The organism is Allobosea sp. BE125 (genome assembly GCF_031456075.1).
In the GTDB taxonomy this organism is placed as follows: domain Bacteria; phylum Pseudomonadota; class Alphaproteobacteria; order Rhizobiales; family Beijerinckiaceae; genus Allobosea.
This window is the reverse complement of record NZ_JAVDTY010000002.1, coordinates 98,020-116,946: the sequence shown is the minus strand read 5'-3', so window position 1 is coordinate 116,946 and position 18,927 is coordinate 98,020. Positions and strand designations below refer to the sequence as shown.

General features: G+C 65.3%; 15 protein-coding genes. 10 read left to right on the top strand and 5 right to left on the bottom strand.

What is annotated here, in order from left to right; genetic code table 11:
• Positions 1 to 5: 5 nt before the first annotated feature.
• Positions 6 to 1,529 (bottom strand): anthranilate synthase component I, encoded by a 1,524-nt coding sequence (gene trpE, locus J2Y55_RS05840; protein ID WP_310149089.1) that lies wholly within the window; start codon positions 1,527 to 1,529, stop codon positions 6 to 8.
• A gap of 2 nt (positions 1,530 to 1,531) precedes the next feature.
• Positions 1,532 to 3,445 carry a peptidylprolyl isomerase gene (locus J2Y55_RS05835; RefSeq protein ID WP_310149086.1) on the bottom strand — a complete coding sequence of 638 codons (1,914 nt, stop codon included), beginning with the start codon at positions 3,443 to 3,445 and terminating at the stop codon, positions 1,532 to 1,534.
• A 453-nt stretch (positions 3,446 to 3,898) separates the two neighbouring features.
• On the opposite strand from J2Y55_RS05835, the gene tpiA reads away from it, so the two are divergent.
• The 3 genes from tpiA to J2Y55_RS05820 all read left to right on the top strand — a co-directional run bounded on the left by tpiA (position 3,899) and on the right by J2Y55_RS05820 (position 7,114).
• Positions 3,899 to 4,660: a triose-phosphate isomerase gene (gene tpiA / locus J2Y55_RS05830; RefSeq protein ID WP_310149082.1), complete on the top strand. Its 762-nt coding sequence runs from the start codon at positions 3,899 to 3,901 to the stop codon at positions 4,658 to 4,660.
• Positions 4,661 to 4,806: 146 nt separating this feature from the next.
• Positions 4,807 to 5,205 (top strand): preprotein translocase subunit SecG, encoded by a 399-nt coding sequence (secG, locus tag J2Y55_RS05825; RefSeq protein WP_092165732.1) that lies wholly within the window; start codon positions 4,807 to 4,809, stop codon positions 5,203 to 5,205.
• 280 nt (positions 5,206 to 5,485) lie between these two features.
• Positions 5,486 to 7,114 carry a CTP synthase gene (locus J2Y55_RS05820; RefSeq protein WP_310149077.1) on the top strand — a complete coding sequence of 543 codons (1,629 nt, stop codon included), beginning with the start codon at positions 5,486 to 5,488 and terminating at the stop codon, positions 7,112 to 7,114.
• Positions 7,115 to 7,300: 186 nt separating this feature from the next.
• Here the strand turns inward: J2Y55_RS05820 and J2Y55_RS05815 are convergent, their stop codons facing one another.
• A complete protein-coding gene (locus J2Y55_RS05815; RefSeq protein ID WP_310149074.1) occupies positions 7,301 to 7,678 on the bottom strand; it encodes a GFA family protein in 378 nt (125 codons plus the stop codon).
• Positions 7,679 to 7,828: 150 nt separating this feature from the next.
• Here J2Y55_RS05815 and J2Y55_RS05810 point away from each other — a divergent pair, with 150 nt between their 5' ends.
• From J2Y55_RS05810 to J2Y55_RS05790, 5 genes are all read left to right on the top strand, one after another.
• On the top strand, positions 7,829 to 8,230 hold the full coding sequence (locus J2Y55_RS05810) for a DUF350 domain-containing protein (RefSeq protein ID WP_310149071.1): 402 nt from the start codon (positions 7,829 to 7,831) through the stop codon (positions 8,228 to 8,230).
• A gap of 12 nt (positions 8,231 to 8,242) precedes the next feature.
• Entirely contained in the window at positions 8,243 to 8,848 is a 606-nt protein-coding gene (locus tag J2Y55_RS05805) for a DUF1190 domain-containing protein (RefSeq protein WP_310149068.1), read from the top strand.
• A gap of 1 nt (position 8,849) precedes the next feature.
• Positions 8,850 to 10,019, top strand: a complete 1,170-nt coding sequence (locus J2Y55_RS05800; protein WP_310149065.1) for a glutathionylspermidine synthase family protein — start codon at positions 8,850 to 8,852, stop codon at positions 10,017 to 10,019.
• 80 nt (positions 10,020 to 10,099) lie between these two features.
• A complete protein-coding gene (locus tag J2Y55_RS05795; RefSeq protein ID WP_310149060.1) occupies positions 10,100 to 10,975 on the top strand; it encodes a VOC family protein in 876 nt (291 codons plus the stop codon).
• A 51-nt stretch (positions 10,976 to 11,026) separates the two neighbouring features.
• Positions 11,027 to 11,416 (top strand): DUF350 domain-containing protein, encoded by a 390-nt coding sequence (locus J2Y55_RS05790; RefSeq protein WP_404978823.1) that lies wholly within the window; start codon positions 11,027 to 11,029, stop codon positions 11,414 to 11,416.
• Positions 11,417 to 11,453: 37 nt separating this feature from the next.
• Here J2Y55_RS05790 and mdoH read toward each other — a convergent pair whose 3' ends face one another.
• Together mdoH and J2Y55_RS05780 are read right to left on the bottom strand one after the other, a co-directional pair.
• Entirely contained in the window at positions 11,454 to 13,640 is a 2,187-nt protein-coding gene (gene mdoH, locus J2Y55_RS05785; protein ID WP_310149053.1) for a glucans biosynthesis glucosyltransferase MdoH, read from the bottom strand.
• Positions 13,628 to 15,187: an OpgD/OpgG family glucan biosynthesis protein gene (locus tag J2Y55_RS05780; RefSeq protein ID WP_310149050.1), complete on the bottom strand. Its 1,560-nt coding sequence runs from the start codon at positions 15,185 to 15,187 to the stop codon at positions 13,628 to 13,630. The genes mdoH and J2Y55_RS05780 overlap by 13 nt, the downstream gene beginning before the upstream one ends.
• Before the next feature lie 324 nt (positions 15,188 to 15,511).
• Between J2Y55_RS05780 and glmU the strand changes: the two genes are divergently transcribed.
• Both glmU and glmS read left to right on the top strand, forming a co-directional pair.
• Entirely contained in the window at positions 15,512 to 16,882 is a 1,371-nt protein-coding gene (glmU, locus tag J2Y55_RS05775) for a bifunctional UDP-N-acetylglucosamine diphosphorylase/glucosamine-1-phosphate N-acetyltransferase GlmU (protein ID WP_310150619.1), read from the top strand.
• A 120-nt stretch (positions 16,883 to 17,002) separates the two neighbouring features.
• A complete protein-coding gene (glmS, locus tag J2Y55_RS05770; protein WP_310149045.1) occupies positions 17,003 to 18,829 on the top strand; it encodes a glutamine--fructose-6-phosphate transaminase (isomerizing) in 1,827 nt (608 codons plus the stop codon).
• Positions 18,830 to 18,927 lie beyond the last annotated feature (98 nt).

Genomic DNA, 18,927 nt, shown 5'->3' with positions numbered 1-18,927 from the left:
GGCCTCTACTGCCCGCGCCCAACCCGCGAGGCGAAGCGGATCGCTTCTTCCGCTGCCTTGAACAGGGCTTTCGCCTTGTTCACGCATTCGGCCTGCTCGGATGCCGGGTTGGAATCATAGACGATGCCGGCGCCGGCCTGGACATGCATGCGCTCGTCCTTGACCACCGCCGTGCGCAGCACGATGCAGGTGTCCATCTCGCCATTGGCGCCGAAATAACCGATGCAGCCGCCATAGGCGCCACGCGCGTCGCGCTCCAGTTCGTCGATGATCTCCATCGCCCGGACCTTCGGCGCGCCCGAGACCGTGCCGGCAGGAAAGCCGGCGGACAAGGCGGCCAGCGCGTCATGCTGCGGGTCGATCGTGCCCTCGACATTCGAGACGATGTGCATGACCTGGCTGTAGCGCTCGATGAAGAAGGAATCGGTCACCTTTACCGAGCCGATCTGCGCGACCCGGCCGACATCGTTGCGGCCGAGATCGAGCAGCATCAGATGCTCGGCGCGTTCCTTCGGGTCGGCCAGCAATTCCTCGGCGAGCGCGTCGTCCTCAGCCACCGTCGCGCCGCGCCGCCGCGTCCCGGCGATCGGCCGGATGGTGACGGTATCGTCGCGCAGCCGGACCAGGATTTCTGGGCTGGAGCAAACGATCTGGAAGTCGGCGAAGTCGAGATAGCACAGGAACGGCGCCGGATTGACCCGCCGCAGCGCCCGGTAGAGAGCGAAGGGCGGCAGCTGGAAGGGCGCCTCGAAGCGCTGCGACAGCACGACCTGGAAGATGTCACCGGCGCGGATATAATCCTGCGCGGTGGCGACCATGGCGTGGAAATCCGCCTCGCTGGTGTTCGAGACAATCGCCGGCTCCGGCAAATTGGCGATGTCGATGGCGGCATCGGCCGGCAACGGCCCTTCGAGCGCCATCACCACGGCGTCCAGCCGGTCCTGCGCCTGCTCATAGGCCGCGCGGGCCGCGATGCCGGGCTGAGCCCGCACCGGGGTCACGACATGGATCTCGTCGCGCACCGAATCGAACACGACCATCAGCGTCGGGCGCATCAGGATCGCGTCGGGAACGCCGGTGCCGGTCTCCTTCGGCTCGGCCAGGCGCTCCATCAGGCGCACCATGTCGTAGCCGAGATAGCCGAACACGCCGGCGGCCATGGGCGGCAGCTTCTCGCCTTCCGCCCCTTCGCTGTCGGGGATCGCGCTCTCGTCCAGCAATGCGCGCAGGCTTTCGAAGGCCGGGCGCGGATCGGTGAGGAAGCTGTCGCCGAGCGCCGGTCGGCACAAGGCGGCCTCGCCGTGATGGCAGCGCCAGATCAGGTCTGGCTCGAGCCCGATCATCGAGTAGCGCCCGCGCACGGCTCCGCCTTCGACCGATTCGAGCAGGAAGGCCGGGCCCGTCGTCGCGTGCCGCAGCTTCAGGAAGGCGGCGACCGGCGTCTCGCAATCGCCGACCAGCACCTGGCGCAGCAATTGTGCCGTGCCGGCCTCGTAGCTTTGCGCGAAGCGTTCGAAAGCGGCTTGCATGGTCAATTCTGCGCGCCGCCGGTGGCGTTGCGGAATGCGGCCTCGTTGACGCTGACGCCGAGCTCCGACTGCCGCTTGCCGACATATTGCGACAGGACGTCTTCGCTGATGCTCGAAGCGAGCAGGCGGGCGAAATTATCCGCCTCCTGCGTCGTGCGGGCATAGGGCTGCACGGTCGCGCTATCGACCTTGAACAGCACGCGCCCGCCATCGGCGAGAGACGCCGCGCCGCTCTTGCCGACCGCCGTGCCGAAGATCAGGCTGACCACATTGGCCGGCAAGTCGGGGCGTTGCTCCTGCCGGCCGATATCGGCGGCCTTTTCGATCGTGAGCCCGGCGGTCGAAGCGGCCGCGTCGAAAGCCTCGCCCTTGTCGAGCTGAGCGACGAGTTCGCGCGTCTTGGTCGAGAGCTTGCTCGCGACCTCGTCGGCGCGCCATTGCGCCTCGACCTGCGCCTTGACCTCATCGAAGCCCTGCGCGCGGGCGGGATCGATCTTGGTTAGATCGAACCAGACATAGCCGGTATCGCGCGGCAGCCGGATCGCCTCGTTGTCGACGCCGATATCCGAGCGGAAGAGCGCCTGCACGGTCGCGTCGCCTCCCGGCACGGCCGTCTCGGTCGCGCCATCGGGCTTGCGCAAGCTCGCATCGACGGGGCCGAGCGTGCGCAAGGGCAGCTTCAATTCGCTGGCGATCTCGGCCAGCGGCTTGGCGGCAGCGCGCTGATCCTCGATCTTGTCGTGCAGGTCGGTAATCAGGCTCGTGGCGCGGCTGGTCGCGATCTCGCTGCGCAGCTCGGTCGCGACCTCCTCATAGGGGCGTACACGCTCGGGCGTGATCGCGGTCACGCGCAGCAGGACTGGGCCAAAGGCGCTCGTCACCGGAGCGCTGACCGCACCTTGCGCCAGCGCGAAGGCAGCGTCGCGTACGGCCGGATCGAAGACCTGGCTCTTGGCGAAGGTGCCGAGCGAGAGATCCTTCTCGGCGACGTTGCGCTGGGTCGCCACTGCCTCGTAGGTCTCACCGCCGTCGATGCGGGCCTTGGCGGCCTGCGCCTCTTCCGGCGTCGGGAAGGCGATCTGCTGGATGGAGCGCGTCTCAGGCGAGCTGAAGCGCTGCCCCTTGATCTGCTCATAGCGCGCCTTGACGTCGTTCTCGCTGACCGAGGCCGGATCGGCGACCGTCTCGGCCGAGATCGAAAGCATGCTGGCGGTGCGGTATTCGGGCGCGCGGAAAGCGGCCTTGCGCTCGTCGAAGAAGGTCTTGAGCTGAGCTTCGGTGGGGGCTGCGAGCTCACCGGCCGTGCTCACCGGCACGCGGGCGAAGGTGATGCTACGCTTCTCGTTGCGCAGGCGGTGGCCGATCTCCTGCAGCGCCACGGGCGCGGCGACTGCGCCCACGACCATCTCGGCGAGCTGCTGGCGCAGGATGGTGGCGCGCTGCTCGCGGACATAGGCCTGCTCGTTATAGCCGTTATTGCGCAGCAATTCGTTGAAACGCGCCGGCGAGAAAGCGCCCGATGCGTCACGGAAGGTCGGATCGTCAAAGATCAGGTTGCGAATCGTCTCGTCGGATACGGCCAGCCGCATGCCCTGCGCCGTCTGGTCGAGCACCGCTTCCGTCACCAGCCGCGACAGCACCTGCCGGTCGAGACCAATCGCGCGCGCCATATCGGGCGTGATCTGGCGGCGCTGCTGGCGGGTCAGCGTCTGGATCTCGTTCTGATAGGCCGTGCGCATCTGTTCGAGGCCGATCTCGACCTTGCCGACGCGCGCGACTTCGTTGCGGCCATAGCCGCGGAAAATGTCGCCGATACCCCAGATCGCAAAGGACAGGATCAGGAAGCCGAATGTTATGCTGATGATGAGCTTCCCGAGGAAACTCTGACCCGCCTTGCGGATGCCCTGCATCATCATTGAATTTAAGTCTTTCCTGTCCGGATGCGGCGCAAGCGGGCGCGCCGCCGGTTTTTGTCGGTGCCGCTTATAGGAACCGCTTGCGCAACTCGCAATCATTCCTGAGTCGATCGGCACTGCGGTGTTGCAGGGCGATTGCGGCATGGGCCGGCCGTTGCTAGAGGCTGTTAGGGACTATGGGAAGGGTTTGACGCTGGCGATTTTGCGCGAATGTCAGCAGTTCGAGGACGCAAACCCTCCGGTTTGCTACGAAGAACGACGCCGCAGTCGCGCAAAAGCGCCGCGCCCTGCGGGTGAGGTGAAAACGGCGGAGTGCAGCGTCGCATCGCTTGCCGATACCGATGGTATCGCCTGCGCAATGCTCCTCCCATCTCCGCCGTTTTGACCTCATCAAACCCTTCCCATAGTCCCTAACAGCCTCTAGAGCCGGCGCAGCATCTTGGGAGGCAAAACGTGACGCGCAGCATCAGGCCGCTGGTGGCCGGCAACTGGAAGATGAACGGGCTGAAGGCCGATCTCGCCATCGCGGTCGAGGTCGCCAAGGGCTATGACATCGCGCTGAAGGCGGCCGTCGATCTTGCGATCTGCCCGCCCGCGACCCTGCTCTATACCACTACGGCCGCATTGATCGGATCGCGCATCGCAACCGGCGGGCAGGATTGCAGCCTCAATCCCGGCGGCGCCTTCACTGGCGAGGTCTCGGCCGCGATGCTCGCCGATTCCGGCGCGAGCTTCGCCATCGTCGGCCATTCCGAGCGGCGCACGCTTCATGGCGAGACCAACGCCATCGTCAAGGCGAAGGCGCAAGCGGCGCGGGACGCCCTGCTGGTGCCGATCATCTGCGTCGGAGAGACCAAGGATGAGCGCGAGGCCGGCAAGGCCCTGGCGATCGTCAAGAAGCAGCTACGCGGCTCGGTCCCGGAGGATTCGACGGCGGCTGGTCTCGTCATCGCCTATGAGCCGGTCTGGGCGATCGGTACGGGCCTGACCCCGACGGCCGCCGATGTCGCTGAAATGCATGAGGCGATCCGCACAGAGCTCGGCCGGATTCTCGGCAAGGCGGCGGCTGCCGGCGTTCGCCTGCTTTATGGCGGCTCGGTGAAGCCCTCTAACGCGGCGGAATTGATGAATGTCGCCCATGTCGATGGCGCACTGGTCGGCGGCGCGAGCCTGAAGGCCGAGGACTTCCTGGCGATCGCGCGGGCCTGCGCCTGAGTCCGGGGCACCGCCAAGCGTGATTTGCCGGGTGGTGCGCTTCGTAGACGCGTGCTATGTGCGCCGCGACCTCTACAAGCCCGATACGGGCAGACGGGGCGGGGCGCTCTTGCGGCGGCCCGCTCCATACCCATTTTCGTGAGACCATGCAGAACGTTCTCATCGTCATCCATTTGATCATCGTGGTCGCACTCGTCGGCGTCGTCCTCCTGCAGCGCTCCGAAGGCGGCGGGCTCGGCATGGGCTCCGGCGGCGGCGGCGCGGGCGGCTTCATGACGGGCCGCGGCCAGGCCAACGCGCTGACCCGCGCTACCGCTATTCTGGCCGGCGCCTTCTTCCTGACCTCGATCGTGCTCGCAGTGATCGCGAATCGTAGCCGCGTGCAGCGTTCGATCATCGACGGCGCGCCCACGACGAGCGCGCCCGTCAACCCGACTGGCCCGAGCGCCCCCAATGCCGGCGGCGTGCTCGACCAATTGCGGCAACTGCAAGGGCCGAGCGGCGGCTCGCAGCCGCCGACGCCCCCCGCGGCGCCGCAGCAATGACGACAGGGCAGGGGCCGGGAAACCGGCCCTTCTCTTTTGACGAGAAGCCGCCGGGAAACCGGCCCTTCTCTTTTGACGAGAAGCCGCCGGGCAACCGGCTGCTTCCACCGGGCCTGGTCCAGCTGCGCTGCTATAGTGGCCCTGATGGATCGGTCTCGACGGACAAAGGCAGCCTGGAGGGTCGCTGGACTCGTCAGGCTGTGGACAAGCGTGTGAAGCACAACGGCCCTGCGCGGCGCCGCTTCGCGAATCGAAACCTTGGCGTTAAAGGTGACCTCCCATGACGCGGTATGTTTTCATCACCGGCGGCGTGGTGTCCTCGCTTGGCAAAGGCCTGGCGTCGGCGGCTCTCGCAGCTCTTCTTCAAGCGCGCGGCCACACGGTCCGCCTGCGCAAGCTCGATCCCTACCTCAATGTCGATCCGGGCACGATGAGCCCGTATCAGCATGGCGAGGTCTTCGTCACCGATGACGGGGCCGAGACGGATCTCGATCTCGGCCATTACGAGCGCTTTACCGGCCGGCCCTGCAACCGGGGTGACAACATCACCACCGGCCGCATCTACATGGACATCCTGACCAAGGAACGCCGTGGCGATTATCTCGGCGCGACCATCCAGGTCGTTCCGCACGTCACCAATGCGATCAAGGAATTCATCCTCACCGGCAATGAGGGCTATGATTTCGTCCTGATGGAAGTCGGCGGCACGGTCGGCGACATCGAGAGCCTGCCCTTCCTGGAGGCGATCCGCCAGACCAGCCAGCAATTGCCGCGCGGCCAGTGCATCTTCATCCACCTGACGCTGCTGCCCTACATCCCGACCGCAGGCGAGCTGAAGACCAAGCCGACCCAGCATTCGGTCGCCGAATTGCGCTCGATCGGCATCCAGCCCGACATCCTGCTCTGCCGCACCGATCGCGAGATCCCGCGCGAGGAGCGTCGCAAGCTCGCCTTGTTCTGCAATGTCCGCGAGACCGCCGTGATCGAGGCGAGGGACGTCGCATCGATCTATGACGTGCCGCTGTCCTACCATGCGGAGGGGCTCGACAATGAAGTGCTGGCCGCCTTCGGCATGGATGCCAGCGCTGAACCCGACATCTCGAACTGGCGACGCATCTCCGAGCGGGTGAAGAACCCCGAGGGTGAGGTCACCATCGCCATCGTCGGCAAATATACCGGCATGAAGGACGCCTATAAGTCCCTCATCGAGGCGCTGACGCATGGCGGCATCGCCAACCGGGTGAAGGTCAATCTCGACTGGATCGAATCGGAGGTCTTCGAGAAGGAGGACCCGACGCCCTTCCTCGAGCATGTCCACGGTATCCTCGTGCCCGGCGGCTTCGGTCACCGCGGCGCGGAGGGCAAGATCAAGGCTGCGACCTTCGCCAGGCAGCACAAGGTGCCGTATTTCGGCATCTGCTTCGGCATGCAGATGGCCGTGATCGAAGCGGCCCGCTCGCTTGCCCATATCGAGAAGGCGAATTCCAGCGAATTCGGACCGACGGAAGAGCCCGTTGTCGGCCTGATGACGGAATGGATGCGCGGTAATGAGCTCGAGCAGCGCGCGGCCGACGGCAATCTCGGCGGCACCATGCGGCTTGGCGCCTATGCCTCGATCCTCGATCCCGACACCAAGATCGCCAAGATCTATGGCGGGACTGAGATTTCCGAGCGTCATCGCCATCGCTACGAAGTCAATATGAGCTATCGCGAGCGGCTCGAGGCGCAAGGGATGAAGTTCAGCGGCGTCTCGCCCGATGGGCTCCTGCCGGAAACGGTCGAATATCCCGACCATCCCTGGTTCATCGGCGTGCAGTATCACCCGGAGCTGAAGTCGCGGCCCTTCGAACCGCACCCGCTCTTTGCAAGCTTCGTTGAGGCTGCCGTGGTGCAAAGCCGGCTGGTCTGAACCAGGCTGGAGCGAATTGTTTCAGCGCGTTTTCTTCACGCGAGCCGGTATCCGCTTCGCTCGAAAACACTCTACGGCATCAGACCGAATATCGTATTCGGTCTGATGCTGTAAGGCCTTGACCTTGCATCGGCTTGTTCCGGAAACCGGTTCCCACTTTTCGGGCCGATGCATCTAGCGGTCGCCTCACTCAGGGGCGGCGACCCAGGGATGCCGGTGTTCCCGATAAACGCTCTTCGTGGGGGCGGGGAACGCCGGATCCGCGAAGGCTCCGACGGCAACGGCGATCACATCCGGCTTTCGCGTTGGTTCCCAGAAGACGGTGCTGCCGCAACTGGGGCAAAAATGATGCATCACCGCATAGCCGCTGTCGGATGGTCGCGAGTAATCCGAGAAAACACCCGAGATGCTGATCTTGGAGCGCGGGAAGAAGGCGGCGATCCCATAAGTACTGCCGGTCCGTCGCTGGCATTCGAGACAATGGCACAGGGAGACGCTGACGGGCTCGCCCTCGCAACTGAGGCGAAGCTGGCCACAAGCACAACTGGCTGCGCGTATCTTCATGAGGGCAAGCTACCGCAATCCTGACCGGGCCTGGAAGGCGTCTATACAACCCGCCGAGTTCCTAGACCGCCCGAATTTCTGTACACTGGCGTTGTGTCATAACTCACGTATAGTCATCGAACAGCTTTTTGCGGCCCGGGGGCGAGCGGCATGGCAATCTCGATGGCGGGGCTTCCCGCCTTTCTGCTCTATTTCGTGGTCGGCGCCGCGCTTATCGCGGGCTTCGCCATTATCTATCTGCGGATCACCGCTCATGACGAGATCGCGCTGATCCGCGCCGGAAATCTTTCGGCGGCGATCGCGTTCGGCGGCAATCTGACGGGCTTTTCGATTCCGCTGGAAAAAGCGATCGCGCAGGCGAGCAGCATTCCCGACTGCGTGCTCTGGGCCATCGCCGCGATGCTGATCCAGTTCGCCGTCTATGGCCTTGCTCGCCTCATCATTCCCGAGCTTTCGCGCAAGATCGAGGAGGATCGCATTCCCTCGGCGGCGATGCTGGCCGTCATCGCCGTGATTTCCGGCACGCTGGCGGCCGCCAGCATGACTGTCTGAGAGGGCGGCGCGATGAAGCGCTCGACGCAGATCGGATTGGCGGCGGCGGGCGTGGTGCTGGTCGCGACCGTCTGGTCACTCTCAGGCAGCGACGATGATGACAGCCTCGTCTACAACACCCTCGCCGAGTGCCGCGCCGGCGGGCAATTGAGCGCCAGCCAATGCGAGCAGCGCTTCAACGAGGCCACGGCCAATCATTTGCGCGACGCCAGGAAATTCAGCAACACCAGCGCCTGCGAGACCGAATATGGCGCCGGCTCCTGCCAGAGCGCAACCTGGAACGGGGCGCAGGTCGTCATTCCCGCCCTTGCCGGCATCATGCTGGCGCGCAGTTTGAGCCAGGGCGGCGGCGCGGCGCAGCCGCTATTGCCGCCGACGCGCGACGCCTGCCCGCCGGGCTCCCAGGCACAGGAATGCCAGCAGGCGCGCTCCTCATCGAGCAGCAGCGGTGGTGGTTCCCGCGGGGGCAGCTATTCCCGCGCCTATTCGACGTCATCTGGTCAAGCGTTGGTCGCGCGCAGCGGCGGTTCCAGCAGCGGCGTCAGCACGACCAGCGTTGCTTCGCGCGGCGGCTTCGGCTCGACTTCGCATTCCTTCAGCTCCTCATCCTCGTCCTGAGATGCGCCGCGTCGTCTTCGAAGCGCGCGCGGATTGGCAGGCTCAGGTCGAGCGCCTCGGCTTTGCCTTCCACACCATCGACGGCGCAACCTATTGGGATGAAGGCGCGGCCTACGCCTTCACGCTGGACGAGATCGAGCGCGATATCGAGGCGCCGACCGAGGCGATCGAGCAGCTCTGTTTCGCCTTCATCGAGAAGGCGATCGACGATGACGCGGTCCTGACTCGGCTCGCCATTCCCGAAGCGCAATGGGCCTTCATCCGCGAGAGCTGGCAGCGCGGCGAGCGCAATCTCTATGGCCGGCTCGACCTGGCCTATGACGGGCGTGGGCCGGCCAAGCTGCTCGAATATAATGCCGATACGCCGACGGCCCTGTTCGAATCGAGCGTCGTGCAATGGGACTGGCTCGAGCAGGCCATGGCGAATGGCAGGCTGCCCGCCGGCTGCGACCAGTTCAATTCATTGCATGAGCGATTGATCGCCGCCTTTGCCGGGCTGCGTGCGCCGTCGCCCTATCGACTGCATCTTGCTTGCGTGCAGGAGAGCGCCGAGGACAAGGGCACGGTCGATTATCTGCTCGATTGCGCCAAGCAGGCCGGGCTCGACGCCCGCTTCACCTTCATCGAAGAGATCGGCCTGCTTACCGATGGCTGCTTCTGCGACGGTTCGAACGTGCCGATCGAGACCATGTTCAAGCTCTACCCCTGGGAATGGCTCTTCCGCGAACGCTATGCCAGCGCGCTTTCGGGCTCGCGCTGCCAGTTCATCGAGCCGCCCTGGAAGGCGCTGCTCTCGAACAAGGGCTTGCTGGCTTGCCTCTGGGAGATGGAACCCGGCCATCCGAACCTGCTGCCGGCTTTCTTCGAAGGCGATCCTCGCTGCGAAAGCCTGTCGCCGCGCCGGGTTCGCAAGCCGCTCTATTCGCGCGAGGGCGCCAACATCACCTTGCTGGAGCGCGGCAAGGTGCTGGACAGCGATGATGGTCCCTATGGCGCCGAGGGCTTCATCCTGCAGGACGCCGCGACCAACCTGTTCCAGTCCGACGGAAACTACGCGGTGATCGGCTCCTGGCTCGTCGCCTCGCAGGCTTGCGGCCTCTGCATTCGGGAGGATGCGACGCCGATCACCAAAAACACCTCACGCTTCCTGCCGCACTATATCGAGCCATGACCTGCATCGCGCCATGACCTGCGCCCGATGACCTGCTAGACAAGGAGCTGTCCGAGCCTCCTGCCTTGCGAGACATCGCCATGCCTGCTCCCACCACCCCTCGCGGCCTTGACCATCTCGTCATCGGCGTGCGCGATCTCGACGCCGCCGGCGCCTTCTATGAGAAGCTCGGTTTCCGCGTCGGAGTACGCAACAGCCATCCCTGGGGCACGCAGAATCGGATCGTCCAGTTTCCAGGCTCCTTCCTCGAGCTGATCACCATTGGCGATGCCGAATCGATTCCGGCGCCTGCGCCGGGTCGCTTCTCCTTCGGGGCTTTCGTGCGCGATGCCCTGGAGCGCGGCGAAGGCATGTCGATGCTGGTTCTGGAAAGCCAGGACGCCAAGGCCGACAATCTCGCCTTCAAGGCCGCCGGCATCGGCGCCTTCGAGCCGTTTTTCTTCGAACGGCAGGCACGCCGCCCGAGCGGGGAGGAGGTGCGCGTCGCCTTTTCGCTTGCCTTTGCCGACGATGCCGCCGCGCCTGAATGCGGCTTCTTCGTCTGCGAGCAGCACGAACCGCAGAATTTCTGGAATCCGGCCTTTCAGCAGCATGAGAATGGCGCGACCGGGCTGTCTGCGGCGATCCTGGTGACGGACGAGCCCGAGCAGCACCGCGCCTTCCTCACCGCCTTTACCGGCGGGGCCGAGATCCTCGAGGGCAATGAGGATTACGTCCTGGACCTGCCGCGCGGTCGCATCGACGTGCTCGATGGCGAGGCCGCGAGCGCGATCTACCATGTCGAGCCGGACCCGACGCCGGCGCGCTTTCTCGGATTTTGCGTGACGGTGGCGGATCTCGAAGCCGTCGCCACGCGGCTGCGTGCAGCGGGCGCTCCCTTCGCACAGGGCGAGGAGCGGATTGTCGTGCCGGCGGCCGCTGCGCTGGGCTGCGTTATTGCCTTCGAGCAGGGTTGAAGCCATCCTGTCCCGGCGAACGGGACAGGGCCATCCATGATAGCTGACGCTTTGGCGAAACTTCCGGATTTCGCCCTGTTCTTTACCGGCTCGCTGGCGCTCGCCGGCCTCTACCTACTGATCTACACGCTCGCGACCTCGCATAACGAGTTCGGCCTGATCCGTCAGAACAACCTCGCTGCCGCACTCTCGCTGGGTTTGAGCCTGATCGGCTTCGCGCTGCCCTTGTCGAGCGCCATCGTCCATTCCACGACGATCGTGGATCTCGCGGTCTGGGGCATCGTCGCCATCATCGTGCAATTGGTCGTCTATGCGCTGGTGCGGCTGGTGCTGCCCAACCTGTCGTCGCGGATCGCCTCGGGAGAGCTCGCCGCGGCGCTCTTCCTTGGAGCGGCCTCACTTGCGGCTGGCGTCATCAACGCCGCCGCGATGAGCTTCTGATCGCGCAACAAGGCTTCTGATCGCGCAAGACGCCGCTTCAGGCTGAGGCGCGCTCTTTGGGCAAGGTCGCCAGCAGGCCGACGAGCGCCCGGTCGTGCAGCACGACCATGCGCTCCTTGGGCTTCAGCCAGATCGCGGCATCCTCGATCGTCTCGGCATCGACGAGCTTGGCCTGCGCCACGGCGCGGTCGGGCTCGATCTCGCCGCGCCGACGCGGCTGGCCCTCCGGCAGCATCATGTCATGGGCGTGGCGCAAAGCCGCGTCGGCATGAAGCGCCACGAGCCCGTCCGCCTCGTCGAAGCCAGCCTCGGCGAATTCAGCCTGCAGCGCGTTCGCCCGCAGCGCGATGGCTGGCGGGTCGCCTTCCTCTGGCGTCACCAGTAATTTGTGCCGCTTCAGCCAGAGGCCCAGCCCCAATTGTCCCGATGCCCAGGACAAGGGAATCGCCAGCACGAGGCCGACGATCGTGGGCGACATCCAGGCGAACAGCGATGTCGCGATCATGAAGGCCGAGATGCCGGCGACCACACCGAGCACCGTGTGGGTCCGGTGCCGGCGGATGATGTCCTTCAGCGGGATCGAGCCGTCGTCGCGCCGCTGCGGATTCCAGCCGGTGTCGCGCCCGAGCAGGATCTGGAAGACCGAGCCGGACTGGATCAGCATCATGATCGGCGCGAAGAAGGCGGAGAACAGGATCTCGAGCAAGGCCGAGAAGATCAGCCTGATCGCGCCGCCGCCGGCGCGCCGGAGCTTGCCGTTGATCAGGGTCAGGACGAGCCCGAAGCCTTTCGGCGCGAGCAGGATCGCCATGGTCAATGCGAACAGGTTCAAGGCGCGCTCGGGGTCGAAGCGCGGCCAGACCGGGAAGAGCGTGAACTCCTGCGTGAAATATTCCGGTCGCGCGTAATTGACCTGCAGCACGATCAAAATACCGACGACCAATTGCATCAGCCAGAAGGGCGAGGCGAGATAGCCCATGATGCCGGTGGCGAAATGCTGGCGCGTCGACCAGACGAAGCCCTTCGCCCCGATGATGCGCGAATGCTGCAGGTTGCCCTGGCACCAGCGCCGGTCGCGCACCGAGATGTCGATCAGCGAGGGCGGGCTCTCCTCATAGGATCCCGTCAGGTCGGGCAGCATATAGACCGACCAGCCGGCACGGCGCATCAGCGCCGCCTCGACGAAATCGTGGCTCAGCACATGGCCGCCGAAGGGCGGCTTGCCCTTCAGGTCAGGCAGGCCGCAATGGTCGGCGAAGGCCTTCGTGCGGATGATCGCGTTGTGGCCCCAGTAGTTGCCGTCGCGGCCCGACCACATGGCGAGCCCGGTCGCGATGACGGGGCCGTAGACGCGGGCGGCGAATTGCTGGAGCCGCGCGAAGAAGGTGTTGCGGTTGATGATCAGCGGCAGCGACTGGATGATGCCGGAATCGGGATCGGCCTCCATCGCGGCCGCGAGCCGGACGATGCAGGTGCCGGTCATCAGGCTATCGGCGTCGAGCACGACCATATGCTCGTAGTAGCCGCCCCAGCGCGTGACGAAATCGGCGATGTTGCCGGCCTTGCGGTGGTGGTTCTTCGGCCGATGCCGGTAATAGACGCGGGCTTCGGGGCCGAGCTTTTCGCGCAGCGCCAGGAAGGCGCGTTCCTCGGCGATCCAGACATCGGCATTGGTCGTGTCGGAGACGATGAAATAGTCGAAATGCTCGCCAAGGCCCGTCGCCTCGACGGATTCCTTGATGGCCGCGAGCGCGGCGAAGGTCCGCGCCGTCGATTCATTGTAGATCGGCATCACCACGACGGTGCGGTGCTGCAGCGTCTCGACCCGGCTCGTGCGTCCGCTTCCGACCAGAAGCCCGAAGAAACCCAGCAGGGCGCTGGTGAAGGCGAGCGCGATCCATGAGAAATTGACCGTGAACAGCACGAGCAAGACGTACTGCAGCGAGGTCGTGCGGCTCACCGACACGACATTGTACATTTCCCAGGCGCCATAGGCTGTCAGCACCATGCCACCGCCGAAGACGAACAGCCGCTTCAGCCAGGGCGTCGTCCAGAGCTTCGGCACAGCGGGCTTGCGCCGGTCGGACGCCTTCCAGCTCCGGAAGGATTGCACCGGCATGAGCAGCCGGTTCTCGGGCGGCGTCGCCGGCTCGGCGCTGACTGCATAGCGTCGCGCTTCAGTCCCGGCGGCCGTATCCGGGCGCGCTGCGGTCACCACGTCCATCGATTCAACCAGGTTTCCGAGACCGGCTGACCGCCGGACTGCAAGACGAGCCTGAGCTCGCTCAAATTCTCCGTGCCGGGATCGACCTCGAAGCCGACGCGCATCAGCTTGCGCTCTGGATAGGGCCAGATCCGGACATTCTGGATCGTACCCGGCGTCGCAGTGATGTTGGCACGGGTGGACGCGACGACCGCGGCATCGGCCAGGCGGTCGCCGGTGAAGTCGACGATGAAGCGGCGGCGGCGGCCTTGTGAGCCGCGTCCTTGCCGCACGCGTCCCGAGACCGCCAGCGCCGGCCGCTCCGGCGGCTGCCAGCACCAGGCCTGCCGATAGGCCAGTGTCGTCTCGCTGCCCGGCGCCAGCACCTGGCGCGGCCGCCAATAGAGGATGACGTTCTTGTTCACATCGGAATCGCTGGGGATCTCGATGAGCTGTACCGAACCCGCGCCCCATTCGCCGAGCGGCTCGACCCAGACGCTCGGCCTCAATTCGAAACGCTGGTCGTCATCCTGGAAGGCTGCGGGGTCGCGCTCGCGCTCGACCAGGCCGAAACCGCGGGGGTTGGAGTCCATGAAGGACGAAACCTGCAAGGTCGCGGGATTGTTCACGGGACGGTAGATCCATTCGCCGTTGCCCGTCAGCATCTGCACTCCGGACACCTCGTGCACGGAGGGGCGCAGATCGTCGAAGGTTCGCCGGCTCTGCGGACCCGAGAGGAAGGTGCCCATCGTGCAACCCAGCCCGACATGGTCGAGCGCTTGCCGCGCGAACAGCGTCATCTCGACATCGATCAGGGTGATGTCGCCGGGGCGCAATGTCATCCGCACCGCGCCGGTGAGGCTTTCCGAATCGAGCAAGGCGTGGATGACGAGCGAACCGGAAGCGGGGCTCGGCCGCTCGATCCAGAAGGCGCGGAAGAATGGAATCTCTTCACCGCGCGTCTCGCCCGGCCGCAGGATCAGCGCCCGCGCGGTCGAACCATAATTCTGCCCGCGCGCCAGCGAGCGGAAGAAGGTTGCGCCCTGGAATATCGCAACCTCATAGGGCCGTTCCAGCCCGGTCGCGATCCGCATCCCGGAGAATTGCAGGTCGACATTGGCTGGGGGCGGGGTAACGCGGCCATAGTCGAACTTGCCGCGGTCGAAGGCGACGCGGCGCACGATCTCGTCCTCGACCGTGAACAGGCTGACCGGGCTGGAGAAGACATAGCCGCGATGCAGCGGCTCGATGGTGAAGCCGCGATTCTCTCCAGCCCAGATCAAGCCTCCGGGTTGCGCCCTGATTCCCGAATACTGATCGAAGGGCAGGGCGGTATAACCGTCCGGCAGATCGGTCGCGACGACCGGCACCAACGGGCGACGCGCCAGTTGACGTGCGGTCTCGACGACCAGGGCCGGGTCGAATTTCTGGCCCTCGGCGATCACGGACTGAACCAGCGCCGCCCAGCTGCTCTGCGCAGCCGCCGGCGTCGCGCCGATCAGCGGAGCGGAGGCCAGGCCGATCGCCGCGCCTTCCAGAAACTGCCGACGATTCAAGGATTTCGACATGATATCCAACATAGACGGGCGACGCCCTCGCCCTCTCGCGCTTCTAGAGCATTTTCTGGCAACGTGAAAAGCGTTTGCGTCGGGAAAATGCAGATGGTCGCGTTCCTAGAGACTGTTTCTTACGTCGCCGTATACAATGCCGCCGCCCGCCGACCGATTGCGCCGCAACGGCAGCTCTCGGAAGCGACTTTGGCAAATGCCGACAGGATCGGCTATCCACGGCGTTCGCAACACCACCATGCACCAGATCGCCAGCGACGACCCAGGATGTGACCGGCAGGATTTGCCGTTGGGGCGCCAAGGGAAACGATAATCATGACCAAAATGCAGTCCGACCGGTCTTGTCTCGCCATCATTCTCGCAGCCGGCGAGGGCACGCGCATGAAATCGCGGCAGCCGAAGGTGCTGCACGAGGTCGGTGGCCGTTCGCTCTTGGCTCATGCGCTCGCCACCGTGGCGGAGGCCGGCGCCGACACGGTCGTGGTCGTGATTGGCCCCGGCCGGCCCGATGTCGCAAGCGAGGCGCGCGCGCTGCTGCCCTCGGCTGCGATCGCGATCCAGGCCGAGCGACGCGGCACGGCTCATGCCGTGCTCGCGGCGCGCGAGGCGCTGTCGGGCAAGCATGACGACATTCTTGTCGCCTTCGCCGATACGCCTCTCATCCGGCCGCAGACCTTCCTCGGCCTTCGCCAGGCTCTGGCCGAGGGCGCGAGCGTTGCCGCGCTTGGCTTCGAGGCGCAAGATCCGGCCGGCTATGGACGGTTCGTGACCGCGGACGGCGAACTCGTGGCCATCGTCGAGCACAAGGACGCAACCGAGGCGCAGCGCGCGATCCGCCTGTGCAATGCCGGGCTGATGGCGCTCGACGGCGGCCAGGCGCTATCAATCCTGGAGGCGATCGGAAGCGCCAATGCGCAAGGCGAGTTCTACCTGACCGATGCCGTCGGCGTCGCGCGCGAACGCGGGCTGAAGGCGGTCGCGCTGCAGGCCGCCGAGAGCGAGGTGCAAGGCGTCAACGATCGCGTGCAACTTGCTGCCGCGGAAGCTGAATTCCAAAGACGCAAGCGACTGGAGGCGATGAAGCAGGGCGCGACCTTGATCGCGCCGGAGACGGTGTTCTTCAGCTTCGATACGCGGTTGGGGCAGGATGTGCTGGTCGAGCCCAATGTCGTCTTCGGTCCGGGTGTCACCGTCGCTGACGGCGCAGTCATCCACGCCTTTTCGCATCTGGAGGGGGCGGAAGTGGGGCCTGGCGCGACGGTCGGCCCCTATGGCCGCCTGCGTCCGGGCGCAAAGCTCGGCGCCAATGCCAAGGTCGGCAATTTCGTAGAGATCAAGGCAGCCGATATCGGCGAAGGCGCCAAGGTCAGCCATCTCACCTATATCGGCGATGCCAGTGTCGGAGCCGATGCCAATATCGGCGCCGGCGCCATCACCTGCAATTATGACGGCTTCTTCAAGTATAAGACCTCGATCGGAGCCGGCGCCTTCGTCGGCTCCAATTCCGCGCTGGTCGCGCCGGTGACGATCGGTGACCGGGCCATCATCGGCTCGGGCTCGGTGATCACCAAGGATGTTCCAGCCGACGCGCTGGCTATCGGCCGCGGCCGTCAGATCGAGCGCGAAGGTTGGGCGAAGACATTCCGCGACAAGGCCATGGCGAAGAAGTCCGCAGCCAAGAAAACGCCGGAATAACCGTGAAAAGCGGCCGTCCCCGCAAGCCGCCGTTCATAGTTCTACATTTAGAGTGATTGGGAATGTTCGCCGTTGCCCGCTATGCGGTGTGCCAACGGCAACGTCTGAAGAGGTTTTGGCATGTGCGGCATCGTGGGTATTCTGGGCAAGGAAGCGGTCGCGCCCCAGGTCATCGAGGCGCTGCGGCGGCTCGAGTACCGTGGCTATGATTCGGCTGGCGTCGCGACGCTGGAAAACGGCCTGCTCGCCCGCCGCCGTGCCGAAGGCAAGCTCAAGAACCTCGAGATCAGGCTCTCGAGCGAGCCGCTCGAAGGCCTGATCGGCATCGGCCACACCCGCTGGGCGACCCATGGCAAGCCCAACGAGACCAACGCCCATCCCCACGCGACCCCGAAGCTCGCGGTCGTGCATAACGGCATCATCGAGAATTTCCGCGACTTGCGTGCCGAGCTCCAGGCCGACGGCTACGTCTTCGAGACCGAGACCGATACCGAGATCGTCGCCCATCTCGTCACCCGCGAACTCGATCGTGGCAAGAACCCGGTCGATGCGGTCGCTGCCAGCCTGCCACGCCTGCACGGCGCCTTCGCGCTCGCCTTCCTGTTCCAGGGCGAGGACGACCTGCTGATCGGAGCCCGCAAGGGCTCGCCGCTGGCCGTCGGTGTCGGCGAGGGCGAGATGTATCTCGGCTCGGACGCACTGGCGCTCGCGCCCTTCACCAATCTCATCGCCTATCTGGAGGAGGGCGACTGGGTCGTGCTCCATCGCCGCGGCGCGACCTTCTACGACAAGACCAACAAGCAGGTGGAACGCCGCGCCCAGCGAGTCGCTGCCGGCGCCTTCCTGGTCGAGAAGGGCAATCACCGCCATTTCATGGCCAAGGAGATCTACGAGCAGCCCGAGGTCGTCGGCCACACGCTGACGCAGTATCTCGACATGGCCAACGGCAAGGTGCGCTTGCCCTTCGGCGACCAGATCGACTGGAAGAGCCTTTCGCGCCTGACGATCAGCGCCTGCGGCACCTCCTATTATGCCGGCCTGATCGCGAAATACTGGTTCGAGAAGCTGGCGCGCCTGCCGGTCGAGATCGATGTCGCCTCCGAGTTCCGCTATCGCGAGGCGCCGCTGCCGGACCAGGGCCTGGCGCTCTTCGTCTCGCAATCCGGCGAAACCGCCGATACGCTAGCCGGGTTGCGCTATGCCCGCCAGAACGGGCAAGTCATTCTCTCGGTCGTCAACGTGCCGACCTCGACGATCGCGCGCGAGAGCGATGCGGTCGCGCAGACGCTCGCCGGCCCCGAGATCGGCGTCGCCTCGACCAAGGCCTTCGTCTGCCAGCTCGCGGTTTTCGCGTCGCTCGCGCTCGCCGCAGCCCGTGCCCGCGGCACGCTCTCGGCCGAGGACGAGGCCGGCCATGTGCAGCATCTGATCTCGCTGCCGGGTTTGATGGCTCGCGCGCTGGAGCTCGAGCCACAGATCGAGCAGCTCTCGCACAAGCTCTCGCGCGCAAAGGACGTGCTTTATCTCGGCCGCGGCACCAGCTTCCCGCTGGCGCTGGAAGGCGCCTTGAAGCTCAAGGAAATCAGCTACATCCATGCGGAAGGTTATGCGGCTGGCGAACTCAAGCACGGTCCGATCGCATTGATCGACGAGGATATGCCGGTCATCGTCGTCGCGCCCCATGACGCGCTGTTCGAGAAGACCGCGTCGAATATGCAGGAGGTCGCGGCGCGCGGCGGGCGGATCATCCTCATCACCGATGCCAAGGGTGCCGCCGAATGTGGCATCGAGCCGGAGGCGACGATCGTCATGCCGGACATGGATCCGACCTTCGCGCCGATCGTCTACGCCCTGCCGATCCAGATGATCGCCTACCAGACCGCCGTCTTCATGGGTAAGGACGTCGATCAGCCGCGCAATCTGGCGAAGTCCGTCACGGTGGAATGACGGCTGTGCGCGAGCCGGCCCCGGCCGGCTCGCGGCGAACCGACATCAAACGGCAATATGTTGGGGCGAGCTTGTTCGCCGGGCCACGCCACGATCCT

What these genes read in the sequence shown, in the direction of transcription:
- trpE (WP_310149089.1), bottom strand. Translation starts at nt 1,529, where the DNA reads ATGCAAGCCGCTTTCGAACGCTTCGCGCAAAGCTACGAGGCCGGCACG.
- J2Y55_RS05835 (WP_310149086.1), bottom strand. Translation starts at nt 3,445, where the DNA reads ATGATGATGCAGGGCATCCGCAAGGCGGGTCAGAGTTTCCTCGGGAAG.
- secG (WP_092165732.1), top strand. Translation starts at nt 4,807, where the DNA reads ATGCAGAACGTTCTCATCGTCATCCATTTGATCATCGTGGTCGCACTC.
- J2Y55_RS05820 (WP_310149077.1), top strand. Translation starts at nt 5,486, where the DNA reads ATGACGCGGTATGTTTTCATCACCGGCGGCGTGGTGTCCTCGCTTGGC.
- J2Y55_RS05815 (WP_310149074.1), bottom strand. Translation starts at nt 7,678, where the DNA reads ATGAAGATACGCGCAGCCAGTTGTGCTTGTGGCCAGCTTCGCCTCAGT.
- J2Y55_RS05810 (WP_310149071.1), top strand. Translation starts at nt 7,829, where the DNA reads ATGGCAATCTCGATGGCGGGGCTTCCCGCCTTTCTGCTCTATTTCGTG.
- J2Y55_RS05805 (WP_310149068.1), top strand. Translation starts at nt 8,243, where the DNA reads ATGAAGCGCTCGACGCAGATCGGATTGGCGGCGGCGGGCGTGGTGCTG.
- J2Y55_RS05800 (WP_310149065.1), top strand. Translation starts at nt 8,850, where the DNA reads ATGCGCCGCGTCGTCTTCGAAGCGCGCGCGGATTGGCAGGCTCAGGTC.
- J2Y55_RS05795 (WP_310149060.1), top strand. Translation starts at nt 10,100, where the DNA reads ATGCCTGCTCCCACCACCCCTCGCGGCCTTGACCATCTCGTCATCGGC.
- mdoH (WP_310149053.1), bottom strand. Translation starts at nt 13,640, where the DNA reads ATGGACGTGGTGACCGCAGCGCGCCCGGATACGGCCGCCGGGACTGAA.
- J2Y55_RS05780 (WP_310149050.1), bottom strand. Translation starts at nt 15,187, where the DNA reads ATGTCGAAATCCTTGAATCGTCGGCAGTTTCTGGAAGGCGCGGCGATC.
- glmU (WP_310150619.1), top strand. Translation starts at nt 15,512, where the DNA reads ATGCAGTCCGACCGGTCTTGTCTCGCCATCATTCTCGCAGCCGGCGAG.
- glmS (WP_310149045.1), top strand. Translation starts at nt 17,003, where the DNA reads ATGTGCGGCATCGTGGGTATTCTGGGCAAGGAAGCGGTCGCGCCCCAG.